At 73.1% G+C, this 25,925-nt stretch carries 19 protein-coding genes and 1 pseudogene; 10 read left to right on the top strand and 10 right to left on the bottom strand.

What is annotated here, in order from left to right:
- The first annotated feature begins 173 nt into the window (after positions 1 to 173).
- Positions 174 to 1,613 (top strand): lipase maturation factor family protein, encoded by a 1,440-nt coding sequence (locus AC069X_RS14995; RefSeq protein ID WP_478728729.1) that lies wholly within the window; start codon positions 174 to 176, stop codon positions 1,611 to 1,613.
- Here AC069X_RS14995 and AC069X_RS15000 read toward each other — a convergent pair.
- A complete protein-coding gene (locus tag AC069X_RS15000; protein ID WP_478728731.1) occupies positions 1,599 to 2,582 on the bottom strand; it encodes an NAD-dependent epimerase/dehydratase family protein in 984 nt (327 codons plus the stop codon). The two genes, AC069X_RS14995 and AC069X_RS15000, sit on opposite strands and share 15 nt — an antisense overlap.
- Positions 2,583 to 2,802: 220 nt before the next feature.
- A complete protein-coding gene (locus AC069X_RS15005; RefSeq protein WP_478728781.1) occupies positions 2,803 to 2,973 on the bottom strand; it encodes a hypothetical protein in 171 nt (56 codons plus the stop codon).
- A gap of 294 nt (positions 2,974 to 3,267) precedes the next feature.
- On the opposite strand from AC069X_RS15005, the gene AC069X_RS15010 reads away from it, so the two are divergent.
- The gene (locus tag AC069X_RS15010) at positions 3,268 to 3,678 is read left to right on the top strand and encodes a hypothetical protein (RefSeq protein ID WP_478728733.1); all 411 of its coding nucleotides are present in this window, start codon (positions 3,268 to 3,270) and stop codon (positions 3,676 to 3,678) included.
- Between the two features lie 89 nt (positions 3,679 to 3,767).
- On the opposite strand, the gene AC069X_RS15015 is transcribed toward AC069X_RS15010, so the two are convergent.
- Positions 3,768 to 5,243, bottom strand: a complete 1,476-nt coding sequence (locus AC069X_RS15015; protein WP_478728735.1) for an SDR family NAD(P)-dependent oxidoreductase — start codon at positions 5,241 to 5,243, stop codon at positions 3,768 to 3,770.
- 280 nt (positions 5,244 to 5,523) lie between these two features.
- Here AC069X_RS15015 and AC069X_RS15020 point away from each other — a divergent pair.
- A pseudogene (locus tag AC069X_RS15020) lies at positions 5,524 to 6,336 on the top strand (DMT family transporter); the annotation flags it as partial.
- Positions 6,337 to 6,360: 24 nt separating this feature from the next.
- On the opposite strand, the gene AC069X_RS15025 reads toward AC069X_RS15020, so the two are convergent.
- The 4 genes from AC069X_RS15025 to panD form a co-directional block, all read right to left on the bottom strand.
- A complete protein-coding gene (locus tag AC069X_RS15025; RefSeq protein ID WP_478728737.1) occupies positions 6,361 to 7,770 on the bottom strand; it encodes a transglycosylase family protein in 1,410 nt (469 codons plus the stop codon).
- 315 nt (positions 7,771 to 8,085) lie between these two features.
- Positions 8,086 to 8,715, bottom strand: a complete 630-nt coding sequence (locus tag AC069X_RS15030) for an aspartate/glutamate racemase family protein (protein WP_478728739.1) — start codon at positions 8,713 to 8,715, stop codon at positions 8,086 to 8,088.
- Positions 8,709 to 9,050: a GNAT family N-acetyltransferase gene (locus AC069X_RS15035; protein ID WP_478728741.1), complete on the bottom strand. Its 342-nt coding sequence runs from the start codon at positions 9,048 to 9,050 to the stop codon at positions 8,709 to 8,711. Before AC069X_RS15035 ends, AC069X_RS15030 begins: the two co-directional genes overlap by 7 nt.
- Positions 9,051 to 9,068: 18 nt before the next feature.
- Positions 9,069 to 9,488, bottom strand: a complete 420-nt coding sequence (gene panD / locus AC069X_RS15040) for an aspartate 1-decarboxylase (RefSeq protein WP_358892600.1) — start codon at positions 9,486 to 9,488, stop codon at positions 9,069 to 9,071.
- Positions 9,489 to 9,844: 356 nt separating this feature from the next.
- Here panD and AC069X_RS15045 point away from each other — a divergent pair, with 356 nt between their 5' ends.
- On the top strand, positions 9,845 to 11,533 hold the full coding sequence (locus AC069X_RS15045) for an SWIM zinc finger family protein (RefSeq protein ID WP_478728743.1): 1,689 nt from the start codon (positions 9,845 to 9,847) through the stop codon (positions 11,531 to 11,533).
- A 51-nt stretch (positions 11,534 to 11,584) separates the two neighbouring features.
- Here AC069X_RS15045 and AC069X_RS15050 read toward each other — a convergent pair whose 3' ends face one another.
- Both AC069X_RS15050 and AC069X_RS15055 read right to left on the bottom strand, forming a co-directional pair.
- Positions 11,585 to 12,715 carry a serine hydrolase domain-containing protein gene (locus AC069X_RS15050; protein ID WP_478728745.1) on the bottom strand — a complete coding sequence of 377 codons (1,131 nt, stop codon included), beginning with the start codon at positions 12,713 to 12,715 and terminating at the stop codon, positions 11,585 to 11,587.
- An 81-nt stretch (positions 12,716 to 12,796) separates the two neighbouring features.
- Positions 12,797 to 13,954, bottom strand: coding sequence for a PP2C family protein-serine/threonine phosphatase (locus tag AC069X_RS15055; RefSeq protein WP_478728747.1), 1,158 nt, complete (start codon positions 13,952 to 13,954; stop codon positions 12,797 to 12,799).
- A 187-nt stretch (positions 13,955 to 14,141) separates the two neighbouring features.
- Between AC069X_RS15055 and AC069X_RS15060 the strand changes: the two genes are divergently transcribed.
- The 3 genes from AC069X_RS15060 to AC069X_RS15070 are packed head-to-tail and all read left to right on the top strand — an operon-like array spanning position 14,142 to position 20,154.
- A complete protein-coding gene (locus AC069X_RS15060; RefSeq protein WP_478728749.1) occupies positions 14,142 to 17,009 on the top strand; it encodes a peroxidase family protein in 2,868 nt (955 codons plus the stop codon).
- A 12-nt stretch (positions 17,010 to 17,021) separates the two neighbouring features.
- Positions 17,022 to 18,401: a hypothetical protein gene (locus AC069X_RS15065; protein WP_478728751.1), complete on the top strand. Its 1,380-nt coding sequence runs from the start codon at positions 17,022 to 17,024 to the stop codon at positions 18,399 to 18,401.
- 37 nt (positions 18,402 to 18,438) lie between these two features.
- The gene (locus AC069X_RS15070; protein ID WP_478728753.1) at positions 18,439 to 20,154 is read left to right on the top strand and encodes a thiamine pyrophosphate-binding protein; all 1,716 of its coding nucleotides are present in this window, start codon (positions 18,439 to 18,441) and stop codon (positions 20,152 to 20,154) included.
- A gap of 17 nt (positions 20,155 to 20,171) precedes the next feature.
- Here AC069X_RS15070 and AC069X_RS15075 read toward each other — a convergent pair whose 3' ends face one another.
- Positions 20,172 to 22,766 carry a DUF6185 family protein gene (locus AC069X_RS15075; RefSeq protein ID WP_478728755.1) on the bottom strand — a complete coding sequence of 865 codons (2,595 nt, stop codon included), beginning with the start codon at positions 22,764 to 22,766 and terminating at the stop codon, positions 20,172 to 20,174.
- A gap of 194 nt (positions 22,767 to 22,960) precedes the next feature.
- On the opposite strand from AC069X_RS15075, the gene AC069X_RS15080 reads away from it, so the two are divergent.
- The 3 genes from AC069X_RS15080 to AC069X_RS15090 all read left to right on the top strand — a co-directional run bounded on the left by AC069X_RS15080 (position 22,961) and on the right by AC069X_RS15090 (position 25,790).
- Complete coding sequence (locus tag AC069X_RS15080) at positions 22,961 to 23,344, top strand: hypothetical protein (RefSeq protein ID WP_478728757.1); 384 nt, start codon at positions 22,961 to 22,963, stop codon at positions 23,342 to 23,344.
- 336 nt (positions 23,345 to 23,680) lie between these two features.
- A complete protein-coding gene (locus AC069X_RS15085) occupies positions 23,681 to 24,400 on the top strand; it encodes a DUF4142 domain-containing protein (RefSeq protein ID WP_478728759.1) in 720 nt (239 codons plus the stop codon).
- Positions 24,401 to 24,404: 4 nt separating this feature from the next.
- Positions 24,405 to 25,790 carry a DUF1996 domain-containing protein gene (locus tag AC069X_RS15090; protein ID WP_478728761.1) on the top strand — a complete coding sequence of 462 codons (1,386 nt, stop codon included), beginning with the start codon at positions 24,405 to 24,407 and terminating at the stop codon, positions 25,788 to 25,790.
- The last annotated feature ends 135 nt before the right edge of the window (positions 25,791 to 25,925 follow it).

A 25,925-nucleotide genomic window follows, 5' to 3' on the forward strand; every position in this document is an offset into this window, starting at 1 on the left:
CTCCCTCTTGTCTGCCGCATGTCCCCCGGGCCCGCAACCGGAGCGGCCGGCGGGGGCTGCGGGGGCGGCCGCCCGGACGCCCGAAGGGCCCCGCCGACGGCGAACCGTGACTTGAACGCATTCAAAGGCCGCCGGCTGCGCGCCCCGGCCGCCTCCGGCTGATACTGGAGGGGATGGACTGGTTTACGGCGCCCGGCTCCTGGCTCGCCCGGCTGGTCTTCCAGCGGGCCCTGGCCGGTGTCTACCTCTTCGCCTTCGTCGGAGCCGCCCTGCAGTTCCGGGCACTCATCGGGGCGAACGGCATGCTGCCCGTCCCGCGCTACGTGCGGTACGTGCCCTTCCGGCACGCCCCGAGCCTGTTCCAACTGCGCTACTCCGACCGGCTCTTCGCCTGCTGCGCCTGGACCGGGGCGGCCCTGGCGGCGGCGCTCGCCGCCGGGGTGGGGGACCTGGTGCCGCTGGGCGCCGCCATGGGGATGTGGGCGCTGCTGTGGCTGCTGTACCTGTCGATCGTCAACGTCGGCCAGACCTGGTACTCGTTCGGCTGGGAGTCGCTGCTGCTGGAGGTCGGCTTCCTCGCCGTCTTCCTCGGCAACGCCCGGGCCGGGCCGCCCGTGCTGGTGCTGTGGCTGCTGCGGTGGGTGCTGTTCCGGGTGGAGTTCGGCGCCGGGCTGATCAAGATGCGGGGCGACGCCTGCTGGCGCCGGCTGACGTGCCTGTACTACCACCACGAGACGCAGCCGATGCCGAACCCGCTGAGCTGGTTCTTCCACCACCTGCCGAAGCCGCTGCACAAGGCGGAGTGCGCGGCGAACCACTTCACGCAACTGGTGGTTCCGGTCCTGCTGTTCACCCCGCAGCCGGTGGCCTCGTACGCGGCCTGGGTCATGGTGGCCACCCAGCTGTGGCTGGTGCTGTCCGGGAACTTCGCCTGGCTGAACTGGCTGACGATCGCCCTCGCCCTCTCGGCCGTGGACTTCACGCGGATCGCGGGTCCGCCGCCCGCCGCCGCCTCCCGGGGCGCGCCGGTCTGGTACGTGGTCCTGGTGTGCGCGGCGACCGTGCTGGTGCTGGTGCTCAGCCGGCACCCCGTGGCCAACCTGGTCTCGCGCCGCCAGGTGATGAACCGCTCCTTCGACTCCCTGCACCTGGTCAACACGTACGGGGCCTTCGGCACCGTCGGCCGGATCCGCGACGAGGTGGTGGTCGAGGGGACCGCCGACCGCGTCCCCCACGAGGACGGCGACTGGCGCGAGTACGGCTTCAAGGGCAAGCCGACCGAACTCCGCCGGATCCCTCGCCAGTTCGCCCCCTACCACCTGCGGCTGGACTGGCTGATGTGGTTCGCGGCCCTCTCCCCCGGTTACGCCCGGGACTGGTTCGGGCCGTTCGTGGAGCGGCTGCTGGCGGGCGACCGGGACACGCTGCGGCTGATCCGCCACAACCCGTTCCCGGACGCCCCGCCGCGTTTCGTGCGGGCCAGGCTGTACCGCTACCGGTTCACCACCTGGCGGGAGCTGCGCGAGACGGGCGCCTGGTGGCACCGCCGGCTGCTGCGGGAGTACCTGCCGCCGACCCGGCTCGCGGAGGCCGCCTCGTCAGAGCCCGAGTAGGGCCGCCTCCTGCTCCGCGGTGATGCCCTTCCGCGGCCGGTCGGGGCGCTGCGGGGCGACGCCGCCGATCGAGCGGAGCCAGGCCCAGGTGTCGGCGACGGTCTCCTCGACCGGCCGGCAGGTGAGGCCCGCCCCCAGGGCCTTGGTGACGTCGCCGCCGAACATGTACGCGTGCAGCTCGCCCTCGGGGAGCCAGATCGGCAGTTCGGTCCAGGGTTCGATCCCGGCCTCCTGGATCACCGACGCGTCGGTCCAGCGCAGGTCCGGCCGGCCGCCGGTGGCGGCGGCACAGGCCTCCAGGAGGGCGCCCATGGTGGCGTGGCCGGGCGGGGAGACCAGGTCGTAGGGCCCGCCGAGGCCCGCCCGGGCCGCGTCCAGGGTCCATCGCGCGAGGTCGCGGACGTCGATGTACTGGAGCGGGAGGTCGCGGGGGCCGGGGGCGAGCATCGGGCCGCCCCGGGCGGTGCGGTCCAGCCACCAGGGCAGCCGGCCGACGTTCTCGTACGGGCCGAGGATCAGTCCGGCGCGTACGAGGAGGGCGCGGTCGCCGAAGGCGTCGAGGGCGGCGAGCTCGCCGCCGCGCTTGTCCTCGGCGTAGGCGGTGGAGCCGGCGTCGGGTGAGCCCTCGACCACCGGGGCGTCCTCGCCGCGCGCGGCGGAGGCGGGGTAGGTGTACACGGAGCGGCTGGAGACGTACGCGTACCCGCCGGCCCGGCCGGCGAGCAGCCGGGCGCTGTCGCGGACGGCGGTGGGAGCGCCGCTCCAGGTGTCGACGACCAGGTCCCACTCCCCCTCGGCGAGGGCCGCGAGGCCGCCGGGGGCGGTGCGGTCCCCGTGCAGCGCGGAGGTTCCGGGCGGGGGCGCGTGGTGCCCCCGGTGGAAGACGGTCACGTCCCAGCCGCGGTCCAGGGCGTCTTCGGTGATCGCGCGCCCGACGAATTCGGTGCCACCCAGCATCAGGAGTCTCATGCCCCGACCCTGCCGGGCGCGGCCCGGCGGCGGAAGGCGTGATCGCCGTCAGCGATGACGCTCACGGCGTACGCCCTGCGGGAACCGGGCCGGCGGTCCCGTCGCTCCGGGGGACCGGGCGGGCGGCTCGTCGCGCTCGTGCCGCGCCCCCGTCGCCGTGGGGCGCGGGGGCGCGGTTCCGACGGTGGGCCGGGGCCGGGGGCCGGCGGCCGTGCCGGGGTCAGTCGATGCCGGGCAGGATGTGCGGCTCCGCGAGGTCGTCCTCGTAGCCGGCCAGCCGGATGGGTGCGGAGCGGGCCCAGACCTCGAGGCTGCCGAGTTCGTCGGACCGCGTGCTCGCCTTCCGCCCCGTGAGCTCCATGGTCGGGTCTTGCTTCTTCGTCTCAGTCACCGCGCACTCCCTTGTGTCGCGTAACCCGGCGGGCGGGACCGCGCGCCGGAAAGGGGATTTGAGTAGCTTGTCCGGACGCGGTGGCGCCTTGTTGGAGCGGGGCCCGGGTGGGGCTCCTTGCGCCTTAGGGTACACATATGAGCGGGGGTCCGCTCGATGGAACGGTAAAATCCGCCCTGGACCGCTTGTTTTCGCCCCGAGTTCAGGAAGTCGTACGTCGGCGTGTCCGCCGGGGCTGATCTGCTCGACGGCGGTGGCGCGTGCGCGCGGACGACGGAGGGAGCCGCTGTGGCTATGTCGGGGTTGCCCACGATCGACAGTGTCGACGAACTGATGGAGCTCCTGCACGCGCAACGGAGCGGCATCGGCCTCCAGACGGCGGCCCTCCTGCGCCGCTCGCACCCCTTCGACAAGGAGCTCCAAGTGGCCGGTCTGGTCCACGGCCTGGGCCCGCTTCTGGCGGCCGGCGGGCGCGACGCGGCGGAGGCGGTCCGCCCGCTGCTGGGCGACCGCGTGGCCCGTCTGGTACGGCCTCACGGCCCCGGCGGGGACGGCGGAGCGGCCGCCGACGCGCTGCGGCAGGCGGTGCGTTCGGGCCCGGCGTCGGGCCTGGACGCCGGGGTCGTGGAGGACTGGCGGCCGGTGCTGGAACTGGTCGCCGCCGGGGCCTACGGAATCCCGGGCGGGGTTCGCCCGTACGAGTGAGGGGCCGGCCGTCTCGGGGAGACGGCCGGCCCCTCGGGGTGTCCGGTGCGGGACGGTTCGGCAGTTGACTGGTTCAGCAGTCGGCCGGTCTACCAGTTCGCGGGGGCGTAGTCCTTCAGGAAGACCCCGTAGAGGTCCTCGCCGGCCTCGCCCCGGACGATCGGGTCGTAGACGCGGGCGGCGCCGTCCACCAGGTCGAGGGGCGCGTGGAAGCCCTCCTCGGCGAGGCGCAGCTTGTCGAAGTGCGGGCGCTCGTCGGTGATCCAGCCGGTGTCGACGGAGGTCATCAGGATGCCGTCGCTCTGGAACATCTCCTGGCCGCTGGTCCGCGTCACCATGTTCATCGCGGCCTTGGCGGCGTTGGTGTTCGGGTGTCCCGCGCCCTTGTAGCCGCGGCTGAAGACGCCCTCCATCGCCGAGACGTTGACGACGTACGCGCGGCCGCTTGCCGCCTGCCGGGCGGCCGCGGCCATCGCCGGCCGCAGCGCGCTGATCAGGATGAACGGCGACGTGTAGTTGCAGAGCTGGGTCTCCAGGAGCTCCACCGGGGAGATCTGGTCGATGGTCTGGACCCAGGTGTTGGACTCGACGACGTCCGGCAGCAGGCCGCCCGCGTCGATGGCGGTGCCGGCGATGTGCCGTTCGAGGCTGGCGTTGCCGGCGACCAGGGCGAGGTCGGCGACCTTCTGTGCCTCCAGGCCGCTCACGCCGACGGGCAGCGCCGCCAGGCCGTCGACGGCGCCCGAGTTGAAGGCGCCGATGACGTGGTGGGCGGGGAGCTCGCCGGCCGGCAGCGGGGCGCTCTCGCCCTCGACCAGGGCCGCGTACGCGGTGGGCAGGCGGCGCACGGTCTGCGTGGCGTTGTTGACGAGGATGTCGAGCGGGCCGGCCTCGGCGACCTGGTCGGCGAGGGCCACGGCCTGCGCGGGGTCGCGCAGGTCGATGCCGACGACCTCCAGGCGGTGCATCCAGTCGGCCGAGTCCTCCATCGCCTTGAAGCGGCGGATGGCGTCCTTGGGGAAGCGGGTGGTGATCGTGGTGTGGGCGCCGTCGCGGAGCAGCCGCAGCGCGATGTACATGCCGATCTTGGCCCGGCCGCCGGTGAGCAGCGCGCGCTTGCCGGTGAGGTCGGCGCGGGCCTCGCGCTTGGCCCGGTTCTCGGCGGCGCACCTCGGGCAGAGCTGGTGGTAGAAGTAGTCGACCTCGACGTACCGCGTCTTGCAGACGTAGCAGGAGCGCGGGCGCTGGAGTATCCCGGCGATCCGGCCCGCCTCGGTGACGGAGGAGGGCAGCAGGCCCTCGGTCTCGTCGTCGATGCGCTCGGCGGAGCCGGTCGCGGTCGCCTCGGTGACGGCCTTGTCGTTGGCGGTCTTGGCGGCGCGGCGCTCCTGGCGGCGGCGCTGCTTGACCGTCCGGTAGATGCCGGCGGTGGCGCGGCGTACGGTGATGGCGTCCGGGTGGTCGACGTCGATCTTGTCGAGTTCGTCGAGCACGCTGAGGCAGACGGCGAGGCGCTCGGGGTCGATGCCCGGCCCGTATGCGTGGTTGTCTTCGGTCACCGTCATGGCCGCTGCCGTTCCTTGCTCGCTCGTCCGCGTCCGCCTGCTGCGGAAGTCCCCAAAACGGAAACTGTACGGATCCGACACGCCCGGGACCAAACCCGTCCCCGCCCGCTTCACGGACCGCGAGGACGCTGTCACGGTATGGAGGGGATCACGCCCCTTCGTCCCCGCCGCGCGGCTTGCGCGTACTCCCGCTGGTGTATGCCAGGAGGATGACTCGGCCCGTGATCAAGAGGTCTCCGGGCGGATGAGGAGCGCGTCCGGGTGGGGCATGGTGGATCACATGAGTGCCCTGGCCCTGTCGGTTCTGCTCTGCCTGGTCTCCGCCGTCGCCTACGCGGGCGGGGCGATCGTCCAGGAACGCGTCGCGGCGAGCACGCCGGACCGCCCCTACGCCCCGCTGCGCCGGGCCGGCTGGTGGGCGGCGGTCGCGCTGAACGGCCTCGGCGCCCTGCTGCACGTGGTGGCGCTGGCGTACGGGCCGTTGAGCCTGGTCCAGCCGCTGGGCGCGCTGACCATCGTCTTCGCGCTGCCGATGGCGGCCGTGTTCGTACACCGCCGGGCGGGCGCGGCGGCGTGGCGCGGGGCGCTGCCGGCGACGGCGGGCCTGGCCGGGCTGCTCGCCCTGACCGGCGGGGACGGGCGCGGGGGCCAGGCCCTGGCGGGCGGTGAGCGGACCCTGCTGCTGGCCGTGACGGCGGCCGGGGCGGCGGCGCTGTTCCTGGCGGCGCGGCGGGCGCGCCGGGCGGTGCTGCGCAGCGTGCTGCTGGCCGCGGCGGCCGGTACGGCCTTCGGGATGGGCTCGGTGTTCACCAAGTCGGTCGCCGAGGCCTTCTCCCAGGGTGCGCCGGGTGCCCCGGGGCCGGACCTGGCGGCGATCGCCGTACTGGCGGCCGCCGGGCTGCTGCTGTCGCAGGCCGCCTACCGGGGCGCGGGGCTGACCGCGCCGCTGGCCACGGTGACGGTGGTCAACCCGGTGGTCGCGGCGGCGGTCGGGATCTCGCTGTTCGACGAGGGCTTCCGGTACGGGACCGCCGGGGCGGTGGCGGCGCTGGCGAGCGGCGCACTGGCGGCGGCCGGCCTGGTCCTGCTCACGGCCGTGCCGCCGCACGTGCGGGGGTCAGATTCCGACGCCCTTGTTCCTGAGGTACTTCAGCGGGTCGATGTCGGAGCCGTAGCCGGGGGCGGTGCGCATCTCGAAGTGCAGGTGCGGGCCGCTGGAGTTGCCGGTCGAGCCGGAGCGGCCGATCCGCTGGCCGCCGGAGACCTGCTGGCCGGCCTTCACGCCGAGCGCGGACAGGTGGGCGTACTGGGAGTAGCGGCCGTCGGCGTGCTTGATGACGACCTGGTAGCCGTACGCCCCGGCCCAGCCGGCCGACTCGACCGTGCCGGGTCCGACCGCCTTGACGCTGGTGCCGGTCGGCACCGGGAAGTCGACGCCCGTGTGGTAGCCGCTGGACCAGGAGGACCCGGAGACGCGGTAGGCGGTGCCGATGCCGGAGTCGACGGGGGCGGTGAAGGCGCCGCCGCCCGAGGCGGGCTTCTGCTGCGCTGAGGCGGGCTTGCCGGCGGGCTTGGCGGCCTGCTCGGGCTTGGGCTTCTCGGCGGGCTTGGCCTGCTCGGGCTTGGGCTTCTCGGCGGGCTTGGCCTGCTCGGGCTTGGGCTGCTCGGCGGGCTTGGCCTGCTCGGGCTTCGGCTTCTCGGCCGGCTTGGCCTGCTCGGGCTTGGCCTGCTCCGGCTTGGGAGCGGCCGGTTCCACGGGCTTGACCGGCTCGGCGGTGCTCGGCGGCTTCTCGGGGTTCTGGGCGGGCGGGGCGGTGGTGATCCTGAGGGTGAGCCGCTGGCCCGGGAAGATCAGGTTGGGGTTTCCGCCGACGGTGGACCGGTTGGTCTCGTACAGGGCCTGCCAGCCGCCCTCCACCCGCTGCTCGGAGGCGATCGTCGAGAGGGAGTCCCCGGGCGCGACGACGTACGGGTTCGGCAGGACGGAGGTCCCGGTGGGGCGGGGCATGCTGACGGGCGCCGGGGTGGTGGCCTTGGTCGGCTGGATCCGGTCCATGGGGGCCTGCGCGGCCGGCTTCGCGGCCGGCTTCGCCGCCGGCTTGGGCGACGTCTTGGGCGACGCCTTGGTGTCGAGGACGGGCGCCGGCGCGCTGCGGCTGAGCCCGGACTGGGGGCCGCACGCGGGCCAGGCCTGCGGCCCCTGCCCCTTGAGGACCTTCTCGGCCACCGCGATCTGCTGGGCCTTGGTGGCGAGGTCGGCGCGCGGGGCGTAGGCGGTGCCGCCGAATTCGCGCCAGGTGCTCTGGCTGAACTGGAGCCCGCCGTAGTAGCCGTTGCCGGTGTTGATCTGCCAGTTGTTCGTCGATTCGCAGGCGGCGACCTTGTTCCAGGTGTCCACGGAGGCGGCCTGCGCGTCTCCGGCACCGATGAGGGGGAGCGCCAACCCGGCGCCACCCGCGGTGACGGCGAGCGAGGCCCGGTTGATGCTGCTCGGCTGGTACCGGCGATGCCGGCCCCGTACACCCATGGGAGCCCCCCTTGACGACATCAGTAACCGCACAACCTAACGGCGGCCCGATGACGTGACAAGGGCGACAACCAGCCGTCCCGCAGCCCCAGTTGACCCTCAGCTCAGCGGCCCCGGCTGCGGGATGGGCGCGGGTCCCGGGGGCGGGGGCACCGGGTCGGGCTCGGGGAAGGGCGGCGGCACCGGGGGTACCGGACGCGGTACGGGACCGGGGTCGGGCAGGGGCGGGAACGGGTCGGGGGCCGGTTCGGGGTCGGGGACCGGCGGCTGCGTCTGTTCTGGGTTTCGCACCATAGGCCCCACCTTCCCCCGATCTCAGCCGGTACGCCCCTCGGCGAGGGCGGCGGCCAGGCCCGGGGCGGGGCTGGACAGCACGGGGAGGCGGGTACGGGCGAGGCCGGCGGCGCCGGCCATGGAGGCCTGGGCCAGGACGATGACGTCAGCGTCCGTGACGGCGTCGACCGCCTCGGCCACCGCGGCCAGGTAGCGGCCCGTGTCACCGGCCTCGAAGCGCTCCCACGCGCCGGGCACGAGCCGCGTACGGACGGCCAGGGGCCGCCCGCCGGCCTCCTCGGCCAGCAGGGCCAGGGTCGGGGCGAAGGTCGACTCCACGGTGGCCAGTACGACGGCCCGCGGGCCCGTACGGACGGCCTCGGCCGCCATCGGCCGGTCCACCCGCAGCACCGGGAAGCCCAGGCCGGGGGCCAGGGCCTCCGCGGCCGCCCCGATCGTCGAGCAGGTGACCAGCACGGGGCCGCCGGCCTCCCGGAGCAGGCCGCGCAGCTCCGGGACCACCGACTCCGGACCCGCCTCCCGGGCCCGGTCCAGCAGGGCGGGGACGACCAGGTGGCGCAGTACGGCCCGCGGGTGGTCCCGGTCGCGGAGGGCGTCGAAGACCGGGACGTGGACCTGCGCGGTGTGGAGCAGCGTCAGCCGCTTCACCACAGGTCGGCGTCCCGCTCCAGCTGCGCCCTGGCGGCCTCGGTCACGGCCTCCGGAGCGGCGGGCGCCCTGTCGGGATGGCGGGCGGCCCAGGCGGCGGCGTACGGGCACAGCGGCACCACGGGCACGCCCTCGTCCGCGGCCATGCCGTAGAACCCCTTCACGAGGTCCCCGCCGATCCCCCGGCCCTCGTGGCCGGGCTCGACGACGGTGTGCACGGCCACCAGGGCGCGGGGCTCGGCGGAGAGCTCGAAGTACGCGATGAACCCGACCACCCGGCGGTCCTCGACCGCCAGCAGCCGCCCGGCCCTGCGCTCGTCGACCAGCTCGATCGCCATGACCCGCTCCCCCTCAGCTCAGACAGCCACCGCGTGGGGGCTGCGCTCCTGGTCCGTTCCGGGTACCGGGGCGGACGGGTCCGCGCCCAGTTCGATGATGCGGTTGTCACCGTCGACGTGCACCACGCGCGGCTTGAGCGCCCGCGCCTCGGCGTCCTCGACCTGCGCGTAGCTGATCAGGATGACCAGGTCCCCGGGGTGCACGAGGTGGGCCGCGGCCCCGTTGATCCCGATGACCCCGGAACCGCGCTCGCCCTCGATGACGTAGGTCTCCAGCCGGGCGCCGTTGGTGATGTCCACGATGTGGACGAGCTCCCCGGGCAGCAGATCGGCGGCGTCGAGCAGATCGGCGTCGATGGTCACGGAGCCGACGTAGTGCAGGTCGGCCTGCGTGACGGTGGCCCGGTGGATCTTGGACTTGAACATGGTACGCAACACGAGGTAACTCCCGTTTCGTCTGCTCCCTGCCTGCTCATTGCAGGTCAAGGGCGGTCCCGGCAGCGTACAACGATTCGCATGTCCGGTCAGCTGTCGCCCGGTCTTGCCGGACTCACGCCGACCGATGGCCGACCTCTCCGACACGCCATCAGGTGGGCGCCCGGAGCTCCGTCCGTTTGCCTGGCCCCACTGAGGGGCAAGGCCTGCCAGGCGGCTTCCTGAGGGCCCGCGTCCAGCACAGGCTGAGTTCCCGCTGCGCAGGACATTCAGCCCTGTGTGCGAGCGGCAGATGCCAGATGCCCGTTTTTTCGGCAAGGCATGCCGGAGGCGGCTTCGCGTGCGATTGAGTGGATGCCGTGACACATGCTCTGCGATTTACCGAGAAGGATCTGCGTCGGCTGGCGGGGGGACGCTCCTTCGAGCGGGGGCTCGGCTATCTGTCCGCGGTCGCGCGGCTCGAGGTCGGAGACCAGTCGATCACCGCCACCGTCGACGGCAGCGACGCCTACGAGGTGGAGCTGACCGAGGACGAGGACAGCGGGCTCACCGGCTGGTGCGACTGCCCGTACGGCCGGGAGGGCAATTTCTGCAAGCACTGCGTGGCGGTCGGCCTGACGGTCCTGGGGCAGGCCGGTTCCGTACCGGGGCAGCGGTCGGCCGCCGCCACGCGCACCCGGCTGCTGGACGGCTGGCTGGAGTCCCGCACCCGGGAGGAACTGCTCGCCTTGGTCCGCGAGCAGCTTGCCGACGACCGTGATCTGCGGCGCCGCCTGGAGCTGCGCGCGGCCGCCGCCGGTGAGGACACCGGCGTGGTCCGGGAGCGCGTCCTGCACCTCCTCGACACGCGCCCCTTCACCCGCTACGGCTACGTGGAGTACGCCGACGCCCACGCCTACGGCAGGCAGGCGGCAGAGGCCGTCACCGCATTGCGAGCACTGACGGCGAGCGGCCGGGCGGCGGACGCGGTCGAGGTGGCCCGCGAGGCCCTCCGCGCTCTGGGGCGCGCGTACGGGGAGATCGACGACTCGGACGGCCTGGTCGGGGACCTGACCGCAGAGTTGGCCGAAGCCCACCTCGAAGCCTGCCGGACTGCCCGGCCCGACCCGGCGGAGACCGCCGAGTGGCTGGTGGCACATCTGCTGGACCCGGCGAACGACGCCACCGACATCGATCTCTTCGCCTATCGGGACGTGCTCGGCGACCCGGGCTTGGCCCGGGCGCGCACGCTGGTCGTGGCCGCTTGGCGGGCCAACCCCAAGGGGTGGGCGGAGAAGTACCTCATGGAGAGCCTGCTGAAGGCCGACGGTGACGCCGTGGACGCGCTGGTCGAGGTCCACTCGGCGGACCTCGCCCCGAACGGCCACACCCACCTGGTGATCGCGAGACAGCTGGAGGCGGCGGGCCGTGCGCACGAAGCCATGGAGTGGGCGGAACGCGGCCTGCGCGAGACTGGAGCCGAGGGGGGCCCTGACAGCGATCTGGTCGCCTTCGTCTGCGAGCGCCATCAGCGGGCCGGTCGCCCGGCCGACGTGGTCGCGGTCCGCCGGGACGTGCTGCGTGCTCGTCCCTCGCTCTCGGCCTACCAACAGCTGCGTACGGCGGCTCGCGCCGCCGGCACGTGGGAGAGCAGCGAGCGCTCAGGAGCCCTGGAGGTGCTCAAGGCCGTCGCACGCCCCGAGCAGGGCCGCTGGTACGGCGGCTCCGTGCTGGTCGACGCCCTCCTCGACGACAACGACCTCCAGGCGGCCTGGCAGGCAGCCACCGACGGCTGCGCCGACCAGCGGCAGTGGCTCGCCCTGGCCGACCGGATCCGCGACCGGCAACCGGCCGACGCCCTGACCGTCTACCTCCGCTGGATCGAGCCGCTGCGCAAGCAGACCGGTGACGCGGCGTACGAACGCCTCGCGGAGCTGCTGCTCAGCGCCCGCGCCTGTCATCGCGCCCTGGGTGCCGAAGCCGAGTTCGCCACCTACCTCGCCGCCCTGCGCACCGACCAGAAGCGCAAGCGGAAACTGATGGCCGTCCTCGACCGGCACGGGCTGTGAACGCCCGCGCCGAGGCGGTGTGTCGAGGGCCCGCCGGGGACGGAGCGGCGGTCAGCCGGACCAGATGTCCAGGAGCTCGTCGGCCGCCCGGAAGTGGTCGGGGGCGTCCGTGTTGCACACGACGGTGACGGCGGTGTCGCGGTCCGGGCTCACCTTGAAGGTGCTGTGGAAGCCCTCCCAGTCGCCGCGGTGCACCAGGCTCTTGTCGGGGAGGAGGAGGATCCCGGCCCCGTAGCGGCCTTCTTCGATGCCGCGTTGGCGCAGGACGTCGCCCACGCTCACCGCGTCCTCGGTGACCGCGGTGAGCAGTGCCGTTCCGCCGACGCGGCCGGTGCGGTAGTTGTCGGCCCAGCGGACGAACTCCCCGGGGGTGGTCTGGACGGAGCCGTCCCCGTACTGCTTCCAGGGGGAGGAGTTGGCGGTGAAGCGGCCGTCCTTCTCGTCGTACGACTTCGCCTTGCCGGGGACGTCGGCGGCCGGGGACAGGACCATGCGCAGGTGCAGCGGGGTGAAGAACTCCTGCTGGAGGAAGGCCGGGAACGGCCGGCCGGTGACCTTCTCGACGACGTCCGCCAGGAGGATGTAGTTGGAGTTGGAGTAGGAGAAGCGTTTGCCCGGCGGTTCTTGCGGCTGTGAGGCGAGGATGGCGTCGATGGCCTCCTTCTGCCCGGCCGGGTCCGTCAGTGTGACGCCCTTGTCCTCCAGGAGGTCCTGGTAGTCGGCGATGCCGCTGGTGTGGCGCATCAGGTCGCCCAGGGTGACGTCGCGCGACCAGGCGGGCGGGTCGTCGAGGTAGTCGGACAGGGGGTCGTCCAGCGCCAGCCGGTGGCGGCCGGCCAGCAGGAGGACGGCGTCGGCGGTGAACTGCTTGGAGTTGGACGCCATGTCGAAGACCGTCTGCGGGGTGATGGCGCGTCCGGTGGCCAGGTCGGCCTTTCCCCGTCCCGCCTCCCAGACGACGTTCCCGCGTTCGCCGACCGCCGCCGCGCAGCCCGGGCCGTCGGCGGTGGGGACCAGTGCGCGCAGGACCTCGGCGCTGCGCTCCGCGCGGTCGTCGCCGGCCGCCGCGTGGGCCTGCGGGCCGGCGGCACCGGCCAGGACCGCGGCGAGCACGGCGCCTCCGGCGGTGCAGAGCGACAGCTTCCGCTTCAGGGCGGTTCGTACGCGTGGGTGTCGTGCCATCTGCTCTCCCCTTCGCACGTCATCGACGGTACGCCCCGGTCCGGGCGTGTGCACACGGGCGGACCGCTCCCTGGCCACGGCCTACGGGTCCCCGGCCTCGTGCCGGTCCACGAGGATGAGGGCCACGTCGTCGGCCAGGCGGCCGTCCGTGTGGCGCAGCAGGGCGTGGCGCAGGGCCTCCAGGAAGCCCTGGCGGGTGTGGTGGCGCAGGCTGGTCATGGTGGCGGCCGGGTCGAAGAAGGTGCCGTCGCGGTCGCGGGCCTCGCTCACGCCGTCGGTGTGGAGCAGGAGCCGGTCCCCCGGGGTGAAGGGGTGGGTGTCGGGGTGGCCTGTGGGTCCGGTGAGGAGGTCCTCCAGGCCGAGGGGCGGCAGCGGGGTGCCCGGCAGGAGGGGCCGGACGGTGCCGTCGTGCAGGAGCAGTGGCGGCGGGTGGCCCCGGTTGATCACCTCGACGCGGGGGCCGTCGGGGATCTGGGCCACGAGGGCGGTGACGAATCCCTCCAGGAGGGCGTCGTCACCGGCGTCGAGCTCCGTGCGGGCTCCGGAGCGGGGGAGGGCGGAGTCGCGTCTGAGGGCCGCCGCGCAGTGGTCGACGACCTCGGCGAGGTCCTCTTCGTAGTGCACGGACTCGCGGAACGCGCCGAGGACGACGGCGGCGGCGCGGACGGCGGGCAGTCCCTTGCCCCGGACGTCCCCGATGATCATCCGCACGCCGTAGCGGGTCTGGACGGCGTCGTACAGGTCGCCGCCGATCTGTGCGCCGGCTTCGGCGGCGAGGTACAGGCTGGCGGCCCGTACGGGGCCCAGCCGGTCCGGGACGGGCCGCAGGAGCACGTCCTGGGCGGCGGTGGCGATCCGTCTGAGCTGGTTGAGGCGGCTCTCGCGGCGGGCGCGGGCGGCGCGGCTGGTGATGAGGCTCGCGGCCGAGACCAGCGACAGCGCGAGGAAGTTGGTGTAGACCTGTTGGCCGCCCCAGGCCTGGTTGTGGGTGGCGGTGATCACGCTGACGACGACGGCCACGCCCACCGCCGCGAGCGTGCCCCGGGGGCCCATCGTCACCGCCGCCAGGGCGGGCGTCGCCACCAGCAGGGGGCCGGTGTAGACGACGTGCGCGGGCGTGAGCTCGATCAGGAGCACCAGCAGGGCGATCGCGAAGGGCACGCACTCCGCGAGGACGTAAAGAACCTGGTGGTGACCGCCGGCTCCCGGTCCCGGGGGCGAGCGCAAGGGCGCCCTCATGAGTACAGCCTGCCCCTCCCGCGGGCGCGGCCGCCACTCCGTTCCCCCCGGGCCCCGGCCACTCGAAGGGGCCACCGGGGAACCCGTCTGCCCCGCTCGGCACGACAGGGCCGCGCCCGTGCGGAACCGTCGAGGGGAGTGCGGGGTAGCCCCCTCCCCCTTCCGTCCCCTTGGTGAAGAGGCACGCATGGACGAGGTCGAGCGGTACGAGCGATACGCCGGCGGCAGCCCGGAAGCCGAGCGGCTGCTCTTCGAACGGCTGGCGGAGGAGCTCCTGCGCGTGCAGCTCAAGGTGAAGAGGCGCAGCGGCGCCGGCTCCCTGGAGCGGACCTTCCACGCCAAGGCGGTCCTGGGTGTGGAGAACGCCCGGCTGCGGTTCCGCGAGGACCTCCCCGAGTCCCTGCGGGCGGGTTTCGCCCGGCCCGGCGCCGAGTATCCCGTCACGGTCCGGCTGTCGAACGCCGGCGGGATCCGCCGCCCCGACTCGGCGCCCGATCTGCGGGGGGCGGCGCTGCGCGTCGAGGCGGGGCCCGGGGAGGCCCACGACCTGCTGATGACGAGCTTCCCGGTCTCCCACGCCCGCGACGCGCGCGAGTTCGTGGCCTTCGCGAAGGCCATGGCGGGCGCGACGTCGCGGCCCGCCCAGGGGTTCGCGCTGTACGTGAGGCTGCCGCTGGCGGTCGGCTGGTCCACGGCCGGCCGGATGCGGCGCAACGTCATGGCGGGGACCGGGCGCACCGTGTCCAGCCTGGCGCTGGAGACGTACTGGAGCCGGGGCGCGATCCTGTGGGGCGGCGCGGGACCGGTCCGCTACCAGCTGCGGCCCGCGCCGGACGCCGCCCCGGCCGCGACGCCCGCGCCGACGGGCCCCGACGGCCTGCGGCACGAGCTGGCGGGGCGGCTGCGGGAGGGGGACGTCGTCTTCGAGCTGTGCGTCCAGCGGTACGTGGACCCGCGGCGCACCCCGATCGAGGACGGGGCGGCGGAGTGGCACGAGCGGGACGCGCCCGTGGTGCCCGTGGCCACGCTGACCGTCCCGCGCCAGGACGTGCACACCGCCGAGGCGCGGGCCGCGGAGGCGCGGGTCGACCTGCTGGCCTTCAACCCGTGGCACACCTCGGCGGACTTCCGCCCCCTCGGCAACCTGAACCGCGCCCGCAAGGCCGCGTACGAGGCGAGCAGCGCGCACCGGCTGGGCCGCCGTTTCCTGACCGTGGAGCCGCGCCGCAACACCCTGCTGGGGACTCCGCTGCGGGCCGTCTTCCGCTCGGTGAACCGCGTCGTGCCCTGGCACCGTCTGCCCACCCCGGTCGCCCTGCTGAACCTGATGGCGTTCCGGCAGACGCTGAGGCGGCACAACCTCATCGACACGGAGGCGCACGAGGCTCCGCCCCAGGCCGGGCCGGTGGAGCCGCCGGTGGACGAGGAGCTGCTGGTCAGGCGCAGTTACGACGGGAGCCACAACGACCTGTCGGCGCCGCGGATGGGTGCCGTGGGCGCGACTTTCGGCCGCTCGATGCCGCCCGTGTACCGGCCGGAGTCCTTCGACGAGCCGAATCCGGTGACCGTGAGCCGGGAGCTGCTGCGGCGCGAGGCCTTCATCCCGGCGAGGTCGCTGAACCTGATCGCGGCCGCGTGGATCCAGTTCCAGGTGCACGACTGGGTCAACCACCGGCGGTTCCCGGTGGGCACCAAGAGCGTGGAGGTGCCCCTGCCGCCGGGGACGACCTGGCAGAACACTCCGGACGGGCCGTACGAGAAGGTGATGCGCTTCGGTGACGACGAGCCGCTGGACCAGGCCGGGAGCGGGCGGCCGCCGGTCGTGTTCGCGGGCGGCGTGTCGCACTGGTGGGACGGTTCGGAGGTCTACGGCGGCGACCAGGCCGTCGCGACGTCGCTGCGCGAGCCCGACGGCGGCGCGGGGCTGCGGCTGGAGCGGGGGCACCTGCCGACGAGCCCGGACGGGCTGCCGGTGACGGGGTTCAGCGACAACTGGTGGCTCGGTCTCAGTGCCGTGCACACCCTGTTCGCCCGGGAGCACAACGCGGTGTGCGAGGCGCTGCGGCACGAGTACCCGCACCTGGGTGAGGAGCGGATCTACCACACGGCGCGGCTGATCGTCTCGGCGCTGATCGCCAAGATCCACACGGTGGAGTGGACACCGGCGATCCTGGCCACCAAGACGCTCGACATCGGCATGAGGACGAACTGGCAGGGACCGCCGAAGAACTGGCTGGACCAGCTGGGGGTCTGGCTGCTGGAGGCCAACGGGAAGGACGGCATCCCGCGGACCCTGCCCGACCACCACGGGGCCCCGTACGCGCTGACGGAGGAGTTCGTCACCGTCTACCGGATGCACCCGCTGATCCCCGACGACTACGAGTTCGTCGACCACCGCTTCGGCCGCCGGCTGGACACCCTCGGCTTCACCGACCTCCAGGGAGCCGCCGCGGAGCCGCTCATCCGCAAGACCGGTCTGGTGAACTCCCTGTACTCGCTGGGCATCGCGCACCCGGGAGCCATCACCCTGCACAATTTCCCGCGCGCGCTCCAGGCCTTCCACCGCGACGGGGAGGTGATCGACCTGTCCGTGGTCGACCTGGTGCGCACCCGGCGGCGCGGCGTCCCCCGCTACAACGACTTCCGGGCCGGCCTGCACAAACCGCGGATCAAGCGGTTCGAGGACCTCTCGCAGGATCCGGAGACGGTGGCGCGGCTGCGGGACGTCTACCGCTCGGTGGACGACGTCGACACCGTGGTGGGGCTCTTCGCCGAGAACCCGCCCGCGGGCTTCGGGTTCAGCGACACCGCGTTCCGCGTCTTCATCCTGATGGCGAGCCGGCGGCTGCAGAGCGACCGCTTCCTCACCGTCGACTTCCGGCCCGAGATCTACACCCCGCTCGGCATGGACTGGATCGCCCGGAACGGCATGACGAGCGTCGTCCTGCGCCACTGCCCCGAGCTGGCGAGCGTCCTGCCGCGCGGGGCGAGCGCGTTCGCGCCCTGGCGGACGGTCCAGCCCGTCCGAAACCACGACGGCTCCGGCCGCGGCTGAGCGGAGGAACCCGTGCCCGCACCCGACGGACCCGGCCGCCGCCACGACGGCCTGGAGGAGCTGCTCGCCCGCCCGCTGCTGGAGTCGGTCTTCAAGCGGCGCACCCACCGGGTCAGCAGGGGAGCCTCCGTGCCCGCCGGCTCGATGAGCTACACCTCCCCGCACCCGCCGCGGCCGCTGGGCGAGCTGGAGGAGGCGGTGCTCATCGCGCTCACCGGCTCCTCGGGGCTCACCATGCCCGACCGGCCCTTCGAGGATCCGCGCGACCACAAGCCGATCATGGCCAAGCCCAACCTGAACATGACCGGGCGTACCGCCGGCAGCCCCGACAACGCGCAGGCCACCCACTTCTTCATGATCAACGACAGTGGCACGTACTTCCTGCGCAAGCTGCCCCCGGCGCCGGAGGCCGCCTTCGACCCGGAGACGCTGGTCGAGCGGGCGCGCCTGGCGAAGGTGCGGGTGCTGGACCACCGGCTGGACGTCGCGGAGGGCATGCGCGACTTCCCCGCGTACCTGGACTCCAACCGGTTCCTGTCCAACCTGCCCGGCACCACCCTGTTCCTGCCGGTGGTCGACCTCTCCCACCAGTACGTCAACGCGCTGATGTACCTGCTCACCCAGCCCGACGGGGCCCGGCCCACCCTCGTCGACGACCGCAACTTCCACCGCCCGGCCGGGGTGCGCACGTGGGTGCGGCGCGGCTTCCTCAACCCCGCCGTCAAGATGCCGCTCGGGGCCCTGGGCCCGATGCGCACCCAGATCGAGGCCGATCTCCTGCTGCAGAACATGATGCTGGTCGCGGACGCGATGGGCCTCGGTGCCTGGATCCACGCGACGATCAGCCCGCAGATCATGCTGGGCGACCCCAAGTTCTCCCGCGCCTACGGACGCATGCTGGGCTTCGACTTCGTCACCCCGAGGTTCCGCCCGGCCGACGTCCTGCGCTGGCAGGTGCCGCTGCCGAAGTACGCCGCCCTGCGCGCCCACCCCGTGGGGCTGCGGGCCGGCGGCGAACACCTCATCAAGGCCGCCTGCCCGCCCAACCACCCCTCGATGGCGGACGCCGTCGACTCGGTGGTGCGGTCGAAGTTCGGCCGGGACGGCATCTACGCGGACAAGGAACTCTTCTCCCGCATCTACAAGGACGACTACGCACGGCGCTACCTCGCCGAGGCGAGCGAGTACGACCGGCAGGTGATCGACTGCGCGCGCGACGTCTGCGTGTACATCCACGAGACCCACGGCCGGTTCCCGGCGCACACCGACGCCATCCACGTGCCCGGCGTCTGGCTCCAGGCGCACCACGTCGAAACCGAGTACTACGACCGGTTCTTCCGGGGCGGCCTGACCGACGCGCACCGCCGGCACGCCGCGCACTGGGACGCGTAGCGGTACCGACCGGGAGAGTCGGAGAGGCGGATGGGCGATGAGGGTCTACGAGGCCATCGTCAAGGGGCTGGAGGACGTCGGCGTCCGCGCGGCCTTCGGCGGGGCCGGGGAGAACGCCGCCGGCCTGATGGTGGCGCTGAAGCACTCGCGGCTGATCCGGCCCGTCATCACGCGCCACGAGCAGGCCGCCTCGTTCATGGCCTGCGGCTACGCCATGTACACGAACCGGCTGGGCTTCTGCTTCGCGACGGCCGGACCGGGGGCGTTCAACCTGTTCTCGGGACTGGCCGTGGCCATGTCGGACTCCTATCCGGTCCTGGCCGTCTCCGGGTACGCGTCGATGGAATGGCAGGGCTGGGGCTCGCTCAACGAGACCTCCGGCCTGAACGGCACACCGGACTCCCGGGCCATGTTCGCCGCCACGACGAAGAAGTCCTTCCTGCTCACGGACGCCGCCGACACCTGCGACGTACTGGAGGAGGCGGTCAACACCGCCCTCGGAGGACGGCCCGGACCCGTGCACATCCACGTGCCCGAGAACCTCACCCACCGGGGCGTCGAGGTCCGGGACTTCCGGCCGCCGAAGCTCGACGTGGCACCGGTCCGGCCCGACCCCGCGCGGGTCGAGGAGATCGCGGAGGTACTGGCGGACGCCCTCGCGCGGCGCAAGCGGATCGTCGCCCTCGTGGGCTTCGGCGCGGTGCGCAGCGGGGCGGGCCCGGAGATCAAGCGGCTGATCGAACGCTTCCGGATCCCGCTGCTCACCACCCTCGACGGCAAGGGCATCGTCTCCGAGAGCCATCCGCTCGCCGTCGGGGTCTTCGCGGACAGCGGCCACTCCAGCGCGTGGAAGGCCTTCCGCGAGGCGGACGTGGTGCTGTGCGTCGGCAACTCCCTCAACCAGCACGCCACGTTCAACTACCGTGCGGACCTCTTCGAGAACAAGGTGCTCATCCACGTGAACATCTCGGAGGGCGAGTTCCACAAGGCCTACCCGCCCGACCACGCGCTGCTGTCCGACGCGCGTCCGGCGGTGGCAGCGCTCGTCGAGGCGCTGGAGCGGAGGGTCGGCGAGGTGCCGCCGGCGGAGGTCCGCGGACGGGACTACGAGGCCCGGCACATCGTCCACCTGACGGACGGGATCCACCCCGGACAGCTCGCGCAGTCGATCGGCCGCATGCTGCCGCCCCGGGCGGTGCTCCTCGCCGACGCGGGCGCCCATCTGGCGTGGCTGGGGTACTACGTGGAGCTGGAGGAGGGCCAGAACTTCCGCAAGGCCGGCTCCTTCGGGCCGATGGCCGGGCACGTCAACGGGGCCATCGGCCTGAAGGTCGCCCACCCGGACCGGACCGTCGTCGTCGGCTGCGGCGACGGGTGCTACTCGCTGTCCGGCTTCGAGCTGATGACCGCCGTCGAGAACGAGATCCCCGTCATCTGGGTCGTCTTCAACGACGGCCAGTTCAAGCTGATCAAGCTCTTCCAGCTCGTCACGTACGGCGAGTCCGCGCTGGTGGAGTTCCGGAACCCGGACTTCGCCGCGTACGCGCGCGCGTGCGGCGCGGACGGCTACCGGGTCGAGACGCTGGAGGAGTTCGAGGAGGCGTTCCGCGCGGCCCTGTCCTCGGGCCGGCCCTCGCTGATCGACGCGCGCATCACGCGCTGGGCGGTTCCGCACTACAGCCCGTCGCCGGACGGGGTGATCGCGGGGCTCGTGGAGACGGTGGAGGAGCGGCTGCGGGACGCGGCGGACTGAGGGACGGGACGGGGGAGCTACTTCGGCGCGGACGGGCTGCCGGCCAGCGTGCGCCAGACGCCGACGACGATGGCCAGCTGCGCGGCGAGGTAGGCGACCTGGGTGGACAGGCCGCGCAGCTGGTAGACGGACAGGAGCAGCCCGACGCGGCTCGGCCAGAACCGCATCTCCTCGCTGAAGGTCGCCATGTCCATCCAGATGCTGGTGAGCGTGAGGACCAGCAGCATGAGCGCGACGTGGAGGAAGACGTAGCCGAGGTCGGTGTCGGTGATCTGGGTGATGAGGGCCCCGACGGAGATGGGGAGGGCGTGGGCGGCGGTCAGGACCAGCGCGCGCACCGGGCTGCGGCGTCCGGGCAGCAGGCGCCACAGCGCCCCGAGGGCCAGGCCGGCACCGGCCCACGCGACCTGCCAGGCGGCGAACTTCGCCGCGATCTCCAGCAGCCCGACGGGGCTCTGGAACGTGGCCGTCTGGGTGCGGGAGTCCCAGAGGTAGCTCTGCCAGACGAGGGCGAGGCTGGCCGGGAACCCGAAGCAGAAGGCGAGGCGTGCGCCGTGCCGGGCGTTGTCCCACCAGTCCTGGCCGGGGCCCCAGCTGAGAGCGGTGTCCAGCACGGAGATCTGGGGCGGCGGGTGCCCCCTCCCCCACCCGTCGAACAGCCATTGGTGGAGGCCGTCCAGCCTGCCCTCCAGCTCCTCGCGCGTCAGCCCCTCCTCTCCTCGGCCGCGGTCGAGGGAGTAGAGCTGGTGGTGCAGAGTGCGGAACTCGTGGGCCTTCGTCAGCAACGCGTTCCGGCGGCGCCTCGTGCCCAGCCTCCGGATGCAGAACTGTTCTCCCGTACGGCCGAGCACGGAGAACCGCCGGCCGGCCGCGACCACGGCGTACAGGGATCCGATCACCATCAGGAGCCAGAATCCGAACAGCACGTTGGAACCGGCGAATTCGACCTGCCTCAGTCCCACGGCGAGGGCGAAGACCGCGACCGTCAGGAAGAGGTCGACTCCGGCAGGCCCCAGCGAGACCCGCTGCTCCGCGCCGTCGGATGCGCGGCGCCGTGCCATGACGCGCGAGTGCAGCAGCGCGAGGAGCGCGATGCCCGCCAGCAGCCAGGCGTAGGCGTAGGCCCAGGTGAGTCCGATGTAGGCGAACTCCTGGAGGAATTGGACCCGTTTGAACTCCCGGGCGGCCCCCGACGGATCGGCGAGCCAGTAGGCGCGTTGCCAGTTGCGCTCGCGGGTCCACCAGCAGGAGGCGAACAGGGCCGCCGCGGCCGCCGCCAGCACGACCCCCACCCCCGCGGTGCAGCGGAGCGGCGTCCTGTCCCACGTGGCGTTCCAGGACCGCGGGACCAGTGCGCCCTCCCGCGCGAAGCGCCACGCCCACGCCGCCATCGCGGCGAACCACAGCCACAGTGCCGCCAGCGCCAGCAGCGCGAAACCGACGAGGTGGGCCGTGGTGGCCTGCGGCTGCGGCTGCGGAAGGGACGGGACCGGGACGGAATCCGGCACGGGAAGGGCCGCGACCAGCATGAAGCAGAACACGGCCACGACCGAGGCCGTCACGGTCACGGCCTGGACCTGACGGCGCTCGACCCGGGCGACCGCGAGGATCTCCTCGGCCGCGGGCTCACCCCCGGCGCGGGAAGAGGGGCTGTGGGACCACGGACGGGCCAGGAGCACCAGGGCCAGGCCCAGTGCGATGGTGACGACGTAGCGCCAGGACGGGCTGAGGGCCTCCGGGTACGAGATCGACAGGCGCAGCAGCACGGCGACCGCCGCACTGAGTGCGACCCAGAGCAGGACCGCCCGCGCGAGGACGCCCAGTCCCGGCTGCCCGGACGGCGCACCGGACGGCGCCCGCGCCGAACGGAGCACGGCCAGCACGATCACCGCCCAGGTGAGCACCCACCACGAGGCGACACCCGCCCATCCCAGGGACCACCATCGGTCGCCCACGTTGAAGGAGCGCTGCCAGGGCGGATCGACGTGGAGCCGCACGTCCCGGGGCTGGGGGGCGGACCACACCAGACGGACGGAGTCGGCGGTGAAGTCCCGGGGCGACACGTCGTGGGCTTCGAGCCCGTTCAGCTTCACCTCGACCGGTCCCCACGTGGCCTTCTCCAGCACCCTCGACGGCTCGAGCTTGACGATCCACCTGTCGCCCTTCGCGGGGACGTTGATCCTCCACGGCCCGACGCGGAAGGGCCTGCCCTGCTCGATCCAGGCGGTCGCCTCGTAGTCCACGATGACGACGTCCTCCCGCATGGTCACCAGCGGGTCCCGGTAGCGCCACTCGCGGTTCCGCGGTTTCTCCTCGTCCCCGCGCAGGAGACAGCGCATGGCCGTCCGGTACAGGGCGGCGCCCTCGCTGACGGCCAGATCCCTCGCCAGGGGCCAGCCCTTCACCGGAATGGTGATGGTCAATTTCGAAACGACCTGCGTATAAGTGCGGTCGTGATAGGCGAATTCCAGCGTGGCCCGCGCCCTGCTGTCCCTCATTTCCTCCATGCGACAGGGATCAGGTGTCACTCCCCGTGCCTCCGCCCCCACTCCGCCGCACCCCACCACGGCCGCGATCAGCAGCAGGAGCAGGCACCACCACCGGGATCTCACGATCGCGCCCCGTCCGCATCGACTCGTCCAGCCCGTCCTCGGACCCCTATCACGCGGGGCGCCCCGTCGCCCCGGGACGCGCGGCCGGGGGCCCCGTCCTCACCCTCCCGGCCGCCGCCGACCGGATTGCGGGGGAACGGTCCGCGGCCGATGATGGAATCGGGGGTTCCTGCCCACGATCCACGGGACATGCCATGACCCACACGACGGAATCCACCGCAAGGAAGCCGCTCCCCCGCTTCGAGGACGCCGAGGTACTCGGGCCGTCCGACGCCGCGTTCGTACGGGACCTCGTCGAGGTGCTCGAAAAGCACGGGAACCTGGACCGCTTCGGCCTGTGCCTGCTCCACGACCACTTCCCGCTCGCCCCGGACGAGGTCATGGTGGAGACCAACGACCCGTCGACGCGCACCCTGCACGCCCGCGTCGAGAAGAAGGAGCGGACGCGGCACGTCAAGCCCTCCCAGTGGAGGTTCGCGCCCCACGACGCCGAACGCCCCGAGGGCGGCCCCTACCAGGTCGTCATGCTGTGCGACCCGCTCGACCTCTGCCCGGGGTGCGAGGGTCACCAGGGCTGACGCACCGCACCACCCGGCGCCGGCGTACGGCGCCCTCCTCCGCGTACGTGACGGCCGTACGGCGGTCCGCGGTCCGCGGTCCGCGGTCCGCGGTCCGCGGTCCGCGGCAAGATAGCAGCCGTTCCGGGGCTCCCCCGGATGTTTGTCCGATGGTGATGGTCCTTCCGCGGCGGCCCCCGACGGGGCACTAGCGTCCCGTGGCACCCCAGGAGTGCCGGGGCGCGGCCCCCAGGGCGCCCGCCGCCGCTGCCGCTGCCACCCCGTGCCTCCTGCCTGCCCACGGAGCGAGGAGGCACTGTGCTGTCACTGCGACGGCGATCCGCCGGCGGCTTGTCGGTGGCCACGAGATACACGATCGGGAGCGCTCTGGTCATCACCGCCCTGGCGGTCACGCTCATCGCGCTGCTCATCCCCGTCTCGAAGTTCGGCGACCGGGCCTCGGCCGCCGCCTCGGGACCCGCCGCGAGCCCCGGCACGGAGGACGACGGCGCCGGGACCATGAGCACGGCGTACGGCCCGCTCACCGCCGCCGACCGGGACTTCGTCCGCAAGGTACGGCTCGCCGGGCTGTGGGAGCTGCCCGCGGGACGGCAGGCCCTGCAACGCGGGTCCCGCCCCTCGGTGCGCACGGCCGGCCAGCACCTGGTGGAGGGGCACACCGAGCTGGACCGGCAGGTCCTCCAGGTCGGCCAGGCCCTCGGCATGGACCTGCCCGGGCAGCCCAGCGCCCAGCAGCAGGCCTGGCTGAACCAGCTGACGAGCGCCCCCGACAACGAGTACGAGCGGCTGTTCATCCAGCTGCTGCGCCGCGCGCACGGCAAGGTGTTCGCGCTGCTGGCGCAGATCCGGGCGCAGACCCGCAACTCCATGGTGCGCGCCCTCGCCACCTCGGCCAACGCCACGGTGCTGGACCACATCACGGTCCTGGAGGAGAGCGGGCTGGTCGACTTCGACTCCGTCTCCGACGCCGGTCCGGCGCCCGCCTCCCCCGCCCCGGTCCACCACCGGGGGGCCGCGCCCCCTCAGATGTCCGACCGTCGAAACGAAGTGAAGTGATCGCATGAGTCACAAGGGCCACAGGCGCCCCCGGTTCAAGCTGCTCGCGGTGGTCTCCGCCCTGGTGCTGGGCGGCGGCGGGGTCGCCGTCGTCGCGGGCAGCGCGAACGCCGGACAGGACGGCCGTTCGGGACAGGTGACGGCCACCATCGACTGCCCGGACGTGGGCGACCGGCTCACGTCCGTCCCCGACCAGGCGAGGGGCGAGGTCGACGAGAACCTCGCCCAGCTGGACGTGCAGGTGGCCGACGCGTACCGGCAGCTCGCCTCCGGGCAGGTACGGGGCAAGGCGCAGCAGGACGCCCTCATCGGGCGGCTGCGCGACCAGCGCGCCACGACCATCAGCCGGGTCTCCGACGCGATAGGCCGCTCCTCCGGACGCCCGGAGGGGCTGGACCGGCTCAGCGGCTGCGAGATGAAGGAGGCGCCGGCCGCCCCGGACGAGGACGCGTCCGCCGCCGCGGCGTCCGGGGGCGGCCAGGACGCCGCCCGGAGCATCGGGCAGAAGGGCGGCCCCGCCAGGAGCGACTTCACGGACATCACCAAGGTGAAGCCGAACGTACGCAACCCCGCGCCCTCGGGGGGCGCGTCCAAGGGCTCGTTCAGCTCGGAGTGCGGCCGCAACGAGAACGGCCACTTCAACCCGGACAACGTCATCGTGGCCCCGGGCGTCTCCAACGGCGCGCACCACATGCACGACTACGTGGGCAACAAGACCACCGACGCCTTCTCCACCAACGACAGCCTCGCCGCCTCCGGGACCACCTGCCGCAACGGCGACCAGTCCACGCACTACTGGCCCGTGCTGCGGCTGCGCGACGGCCGGGCGGAGAAGGACGCCAACGCCCCCGGCGGCGGGCAGGACGCCAACGTCGGCACGATCCTGCGGCCCAAGCAGGTCTCGATCACCTTCAAGGGCAGCCCCGTCGGCCAGGTCAAGGCCATGCCCCGCTTCCTGCGGATCATCACCGGTGACGCCAAGGCGTTCAGCAACGGCACGGGGAACGCCAACGCCTCCTGGAGCTGCACCGGTTTCGAGGACCGCCAGCTGAAGGACAAGTACCCGATCTGCCCGAAGGGCAGCGACGTGGTGCGCACCTTCACCTTCCAGAGCTGCTGGGACGGCCGCAACACCGACAGCGCCAACCACCGCACGCACGTGGACTTCGCGGACCGCAACGGCCGCTGCAAGAAGGGCTTCACGGCGATCCCGCAGCTGGTGCAGCGGATCACGTACGGGGTGGCACCGGGTGCGCGGATCGCGGTGGACAGCTTCCCCGAGCAGCTGCACAAGCCGGTGACCGACCACGGCGACTTCATCAACGTCATGTCGGACGGCCTGATGTCCAGGGCCGTGGGCTGCATCAACAGCGGGCGCACCTGCCGCTGACCGGCGGGGACGGCACGCAGAGGGCGGTGGGGGGGGGGGGGGGGGGGGGGGGGGGGGGAGAGGGGGAGAAGGGGGGGGGGGGGGGGGGGGGGGGGGGGGGGGGGGGGGGGGGGGGGGGGGGGGGGGAAGGGGACC

The sequence above is a fragment of the Streptomyces sp. NPDC043896 genome, from assembly GCF_056435605.1.

What these genes read in the sequence shown, in the direction of transcription:
- AC069X_RS14995 (WP_478728729.1), top strand. Translation starts at nt 174, where the DNA reads ATGGACTGGTTTACGGCGCCCGGCTCCTGGCTCGCCCGGCTGGTCTTC.
- AC069X_RS15000 (WP_478728731.1), bottom strand. Translation starts at nt 2,582, where the DNA reads ATGAGACTCCTGATGCTGGGTGGCACCGAATTCGTCGGGCGCGCGATC.
- AC069X_RS15010 (WP_478728733.1), top strand. Translation starts at nt 3,268, where the DNA reads ATGTCGGGGTTGCCCACGATCGACAGTGTCGACGAACTGATGGAGCTC.
- AC069X_RS15015 (WP_478728735.1), bottom strand. Translation starts at nt 5,243, where the DNA reads ATGACGGTGACCGAAGACAACCACGCATACGGGCCGGGCATCGACCCC.
- AC069X_RS15025 (WP_478728737.1), bottom strand. Translation starts at nt 7,770, where the DNA reads ATGGGTGTACGGGGCCGGCATCGCCGGTACCAGCCGAGCAGCATCAAC.
- AC069X_RS15035 (WP_478728741.1), bottom strand. Translation starts at nt 9,050, where the DNA reads ATGGCGATCGAGCTGGTCGACGAGCGCAGGGCCGGGCGGCTGCTGGCG.
- AC069X_RS15050 (WP_478728745.1), bottom strand. Translation starts at nt 12,715, where the DNA reads ATGGCACGACACCCACGCGTACGAACCGCCCTGAAGCGGAAGCTGTCG.
- AC069X_RS15055 (WP_478728747.1), bottom strand. Translation starts at nt 13,954, where the DNA reads ATGAGGGCGCCCTTGCGCTCGCCCCCGGGACCGGGAGCCGGCGGTCAC.
- AC069X_RS15060 (WP_478728749.1), top strand. Translation starts at nt 14,142, where the DNA reads ATGGACGAGGTCGAGCGGTACGAGCGATACGCCGGCGGCAGCCCGGAA.
- AC069X_RS15070 (WP_478728753.1), top strand. Translation starts at nt 18,439, where the DNA reads ATGAGGGTCTACGAGGCCATCGTCAAGGGGCTGGAGGACGTCGGCGTC.
- AC069X_RS15080 (WP_478728757.1), top strand. Translation starts at nt 22,961, where the DNA reads ATGACCCACACGACGGAATCCACCGCAAGGAAGCCGCTCCCCCGCTTC.
- AC069X_RS15090 (WP_478728761.1), top strand. Translation starts at nt 24,405, where the DNA reads ATGAGTCACAAGGGCCACAGGCGCCCCCGGTTCAAGCTGCTCGCGGTG.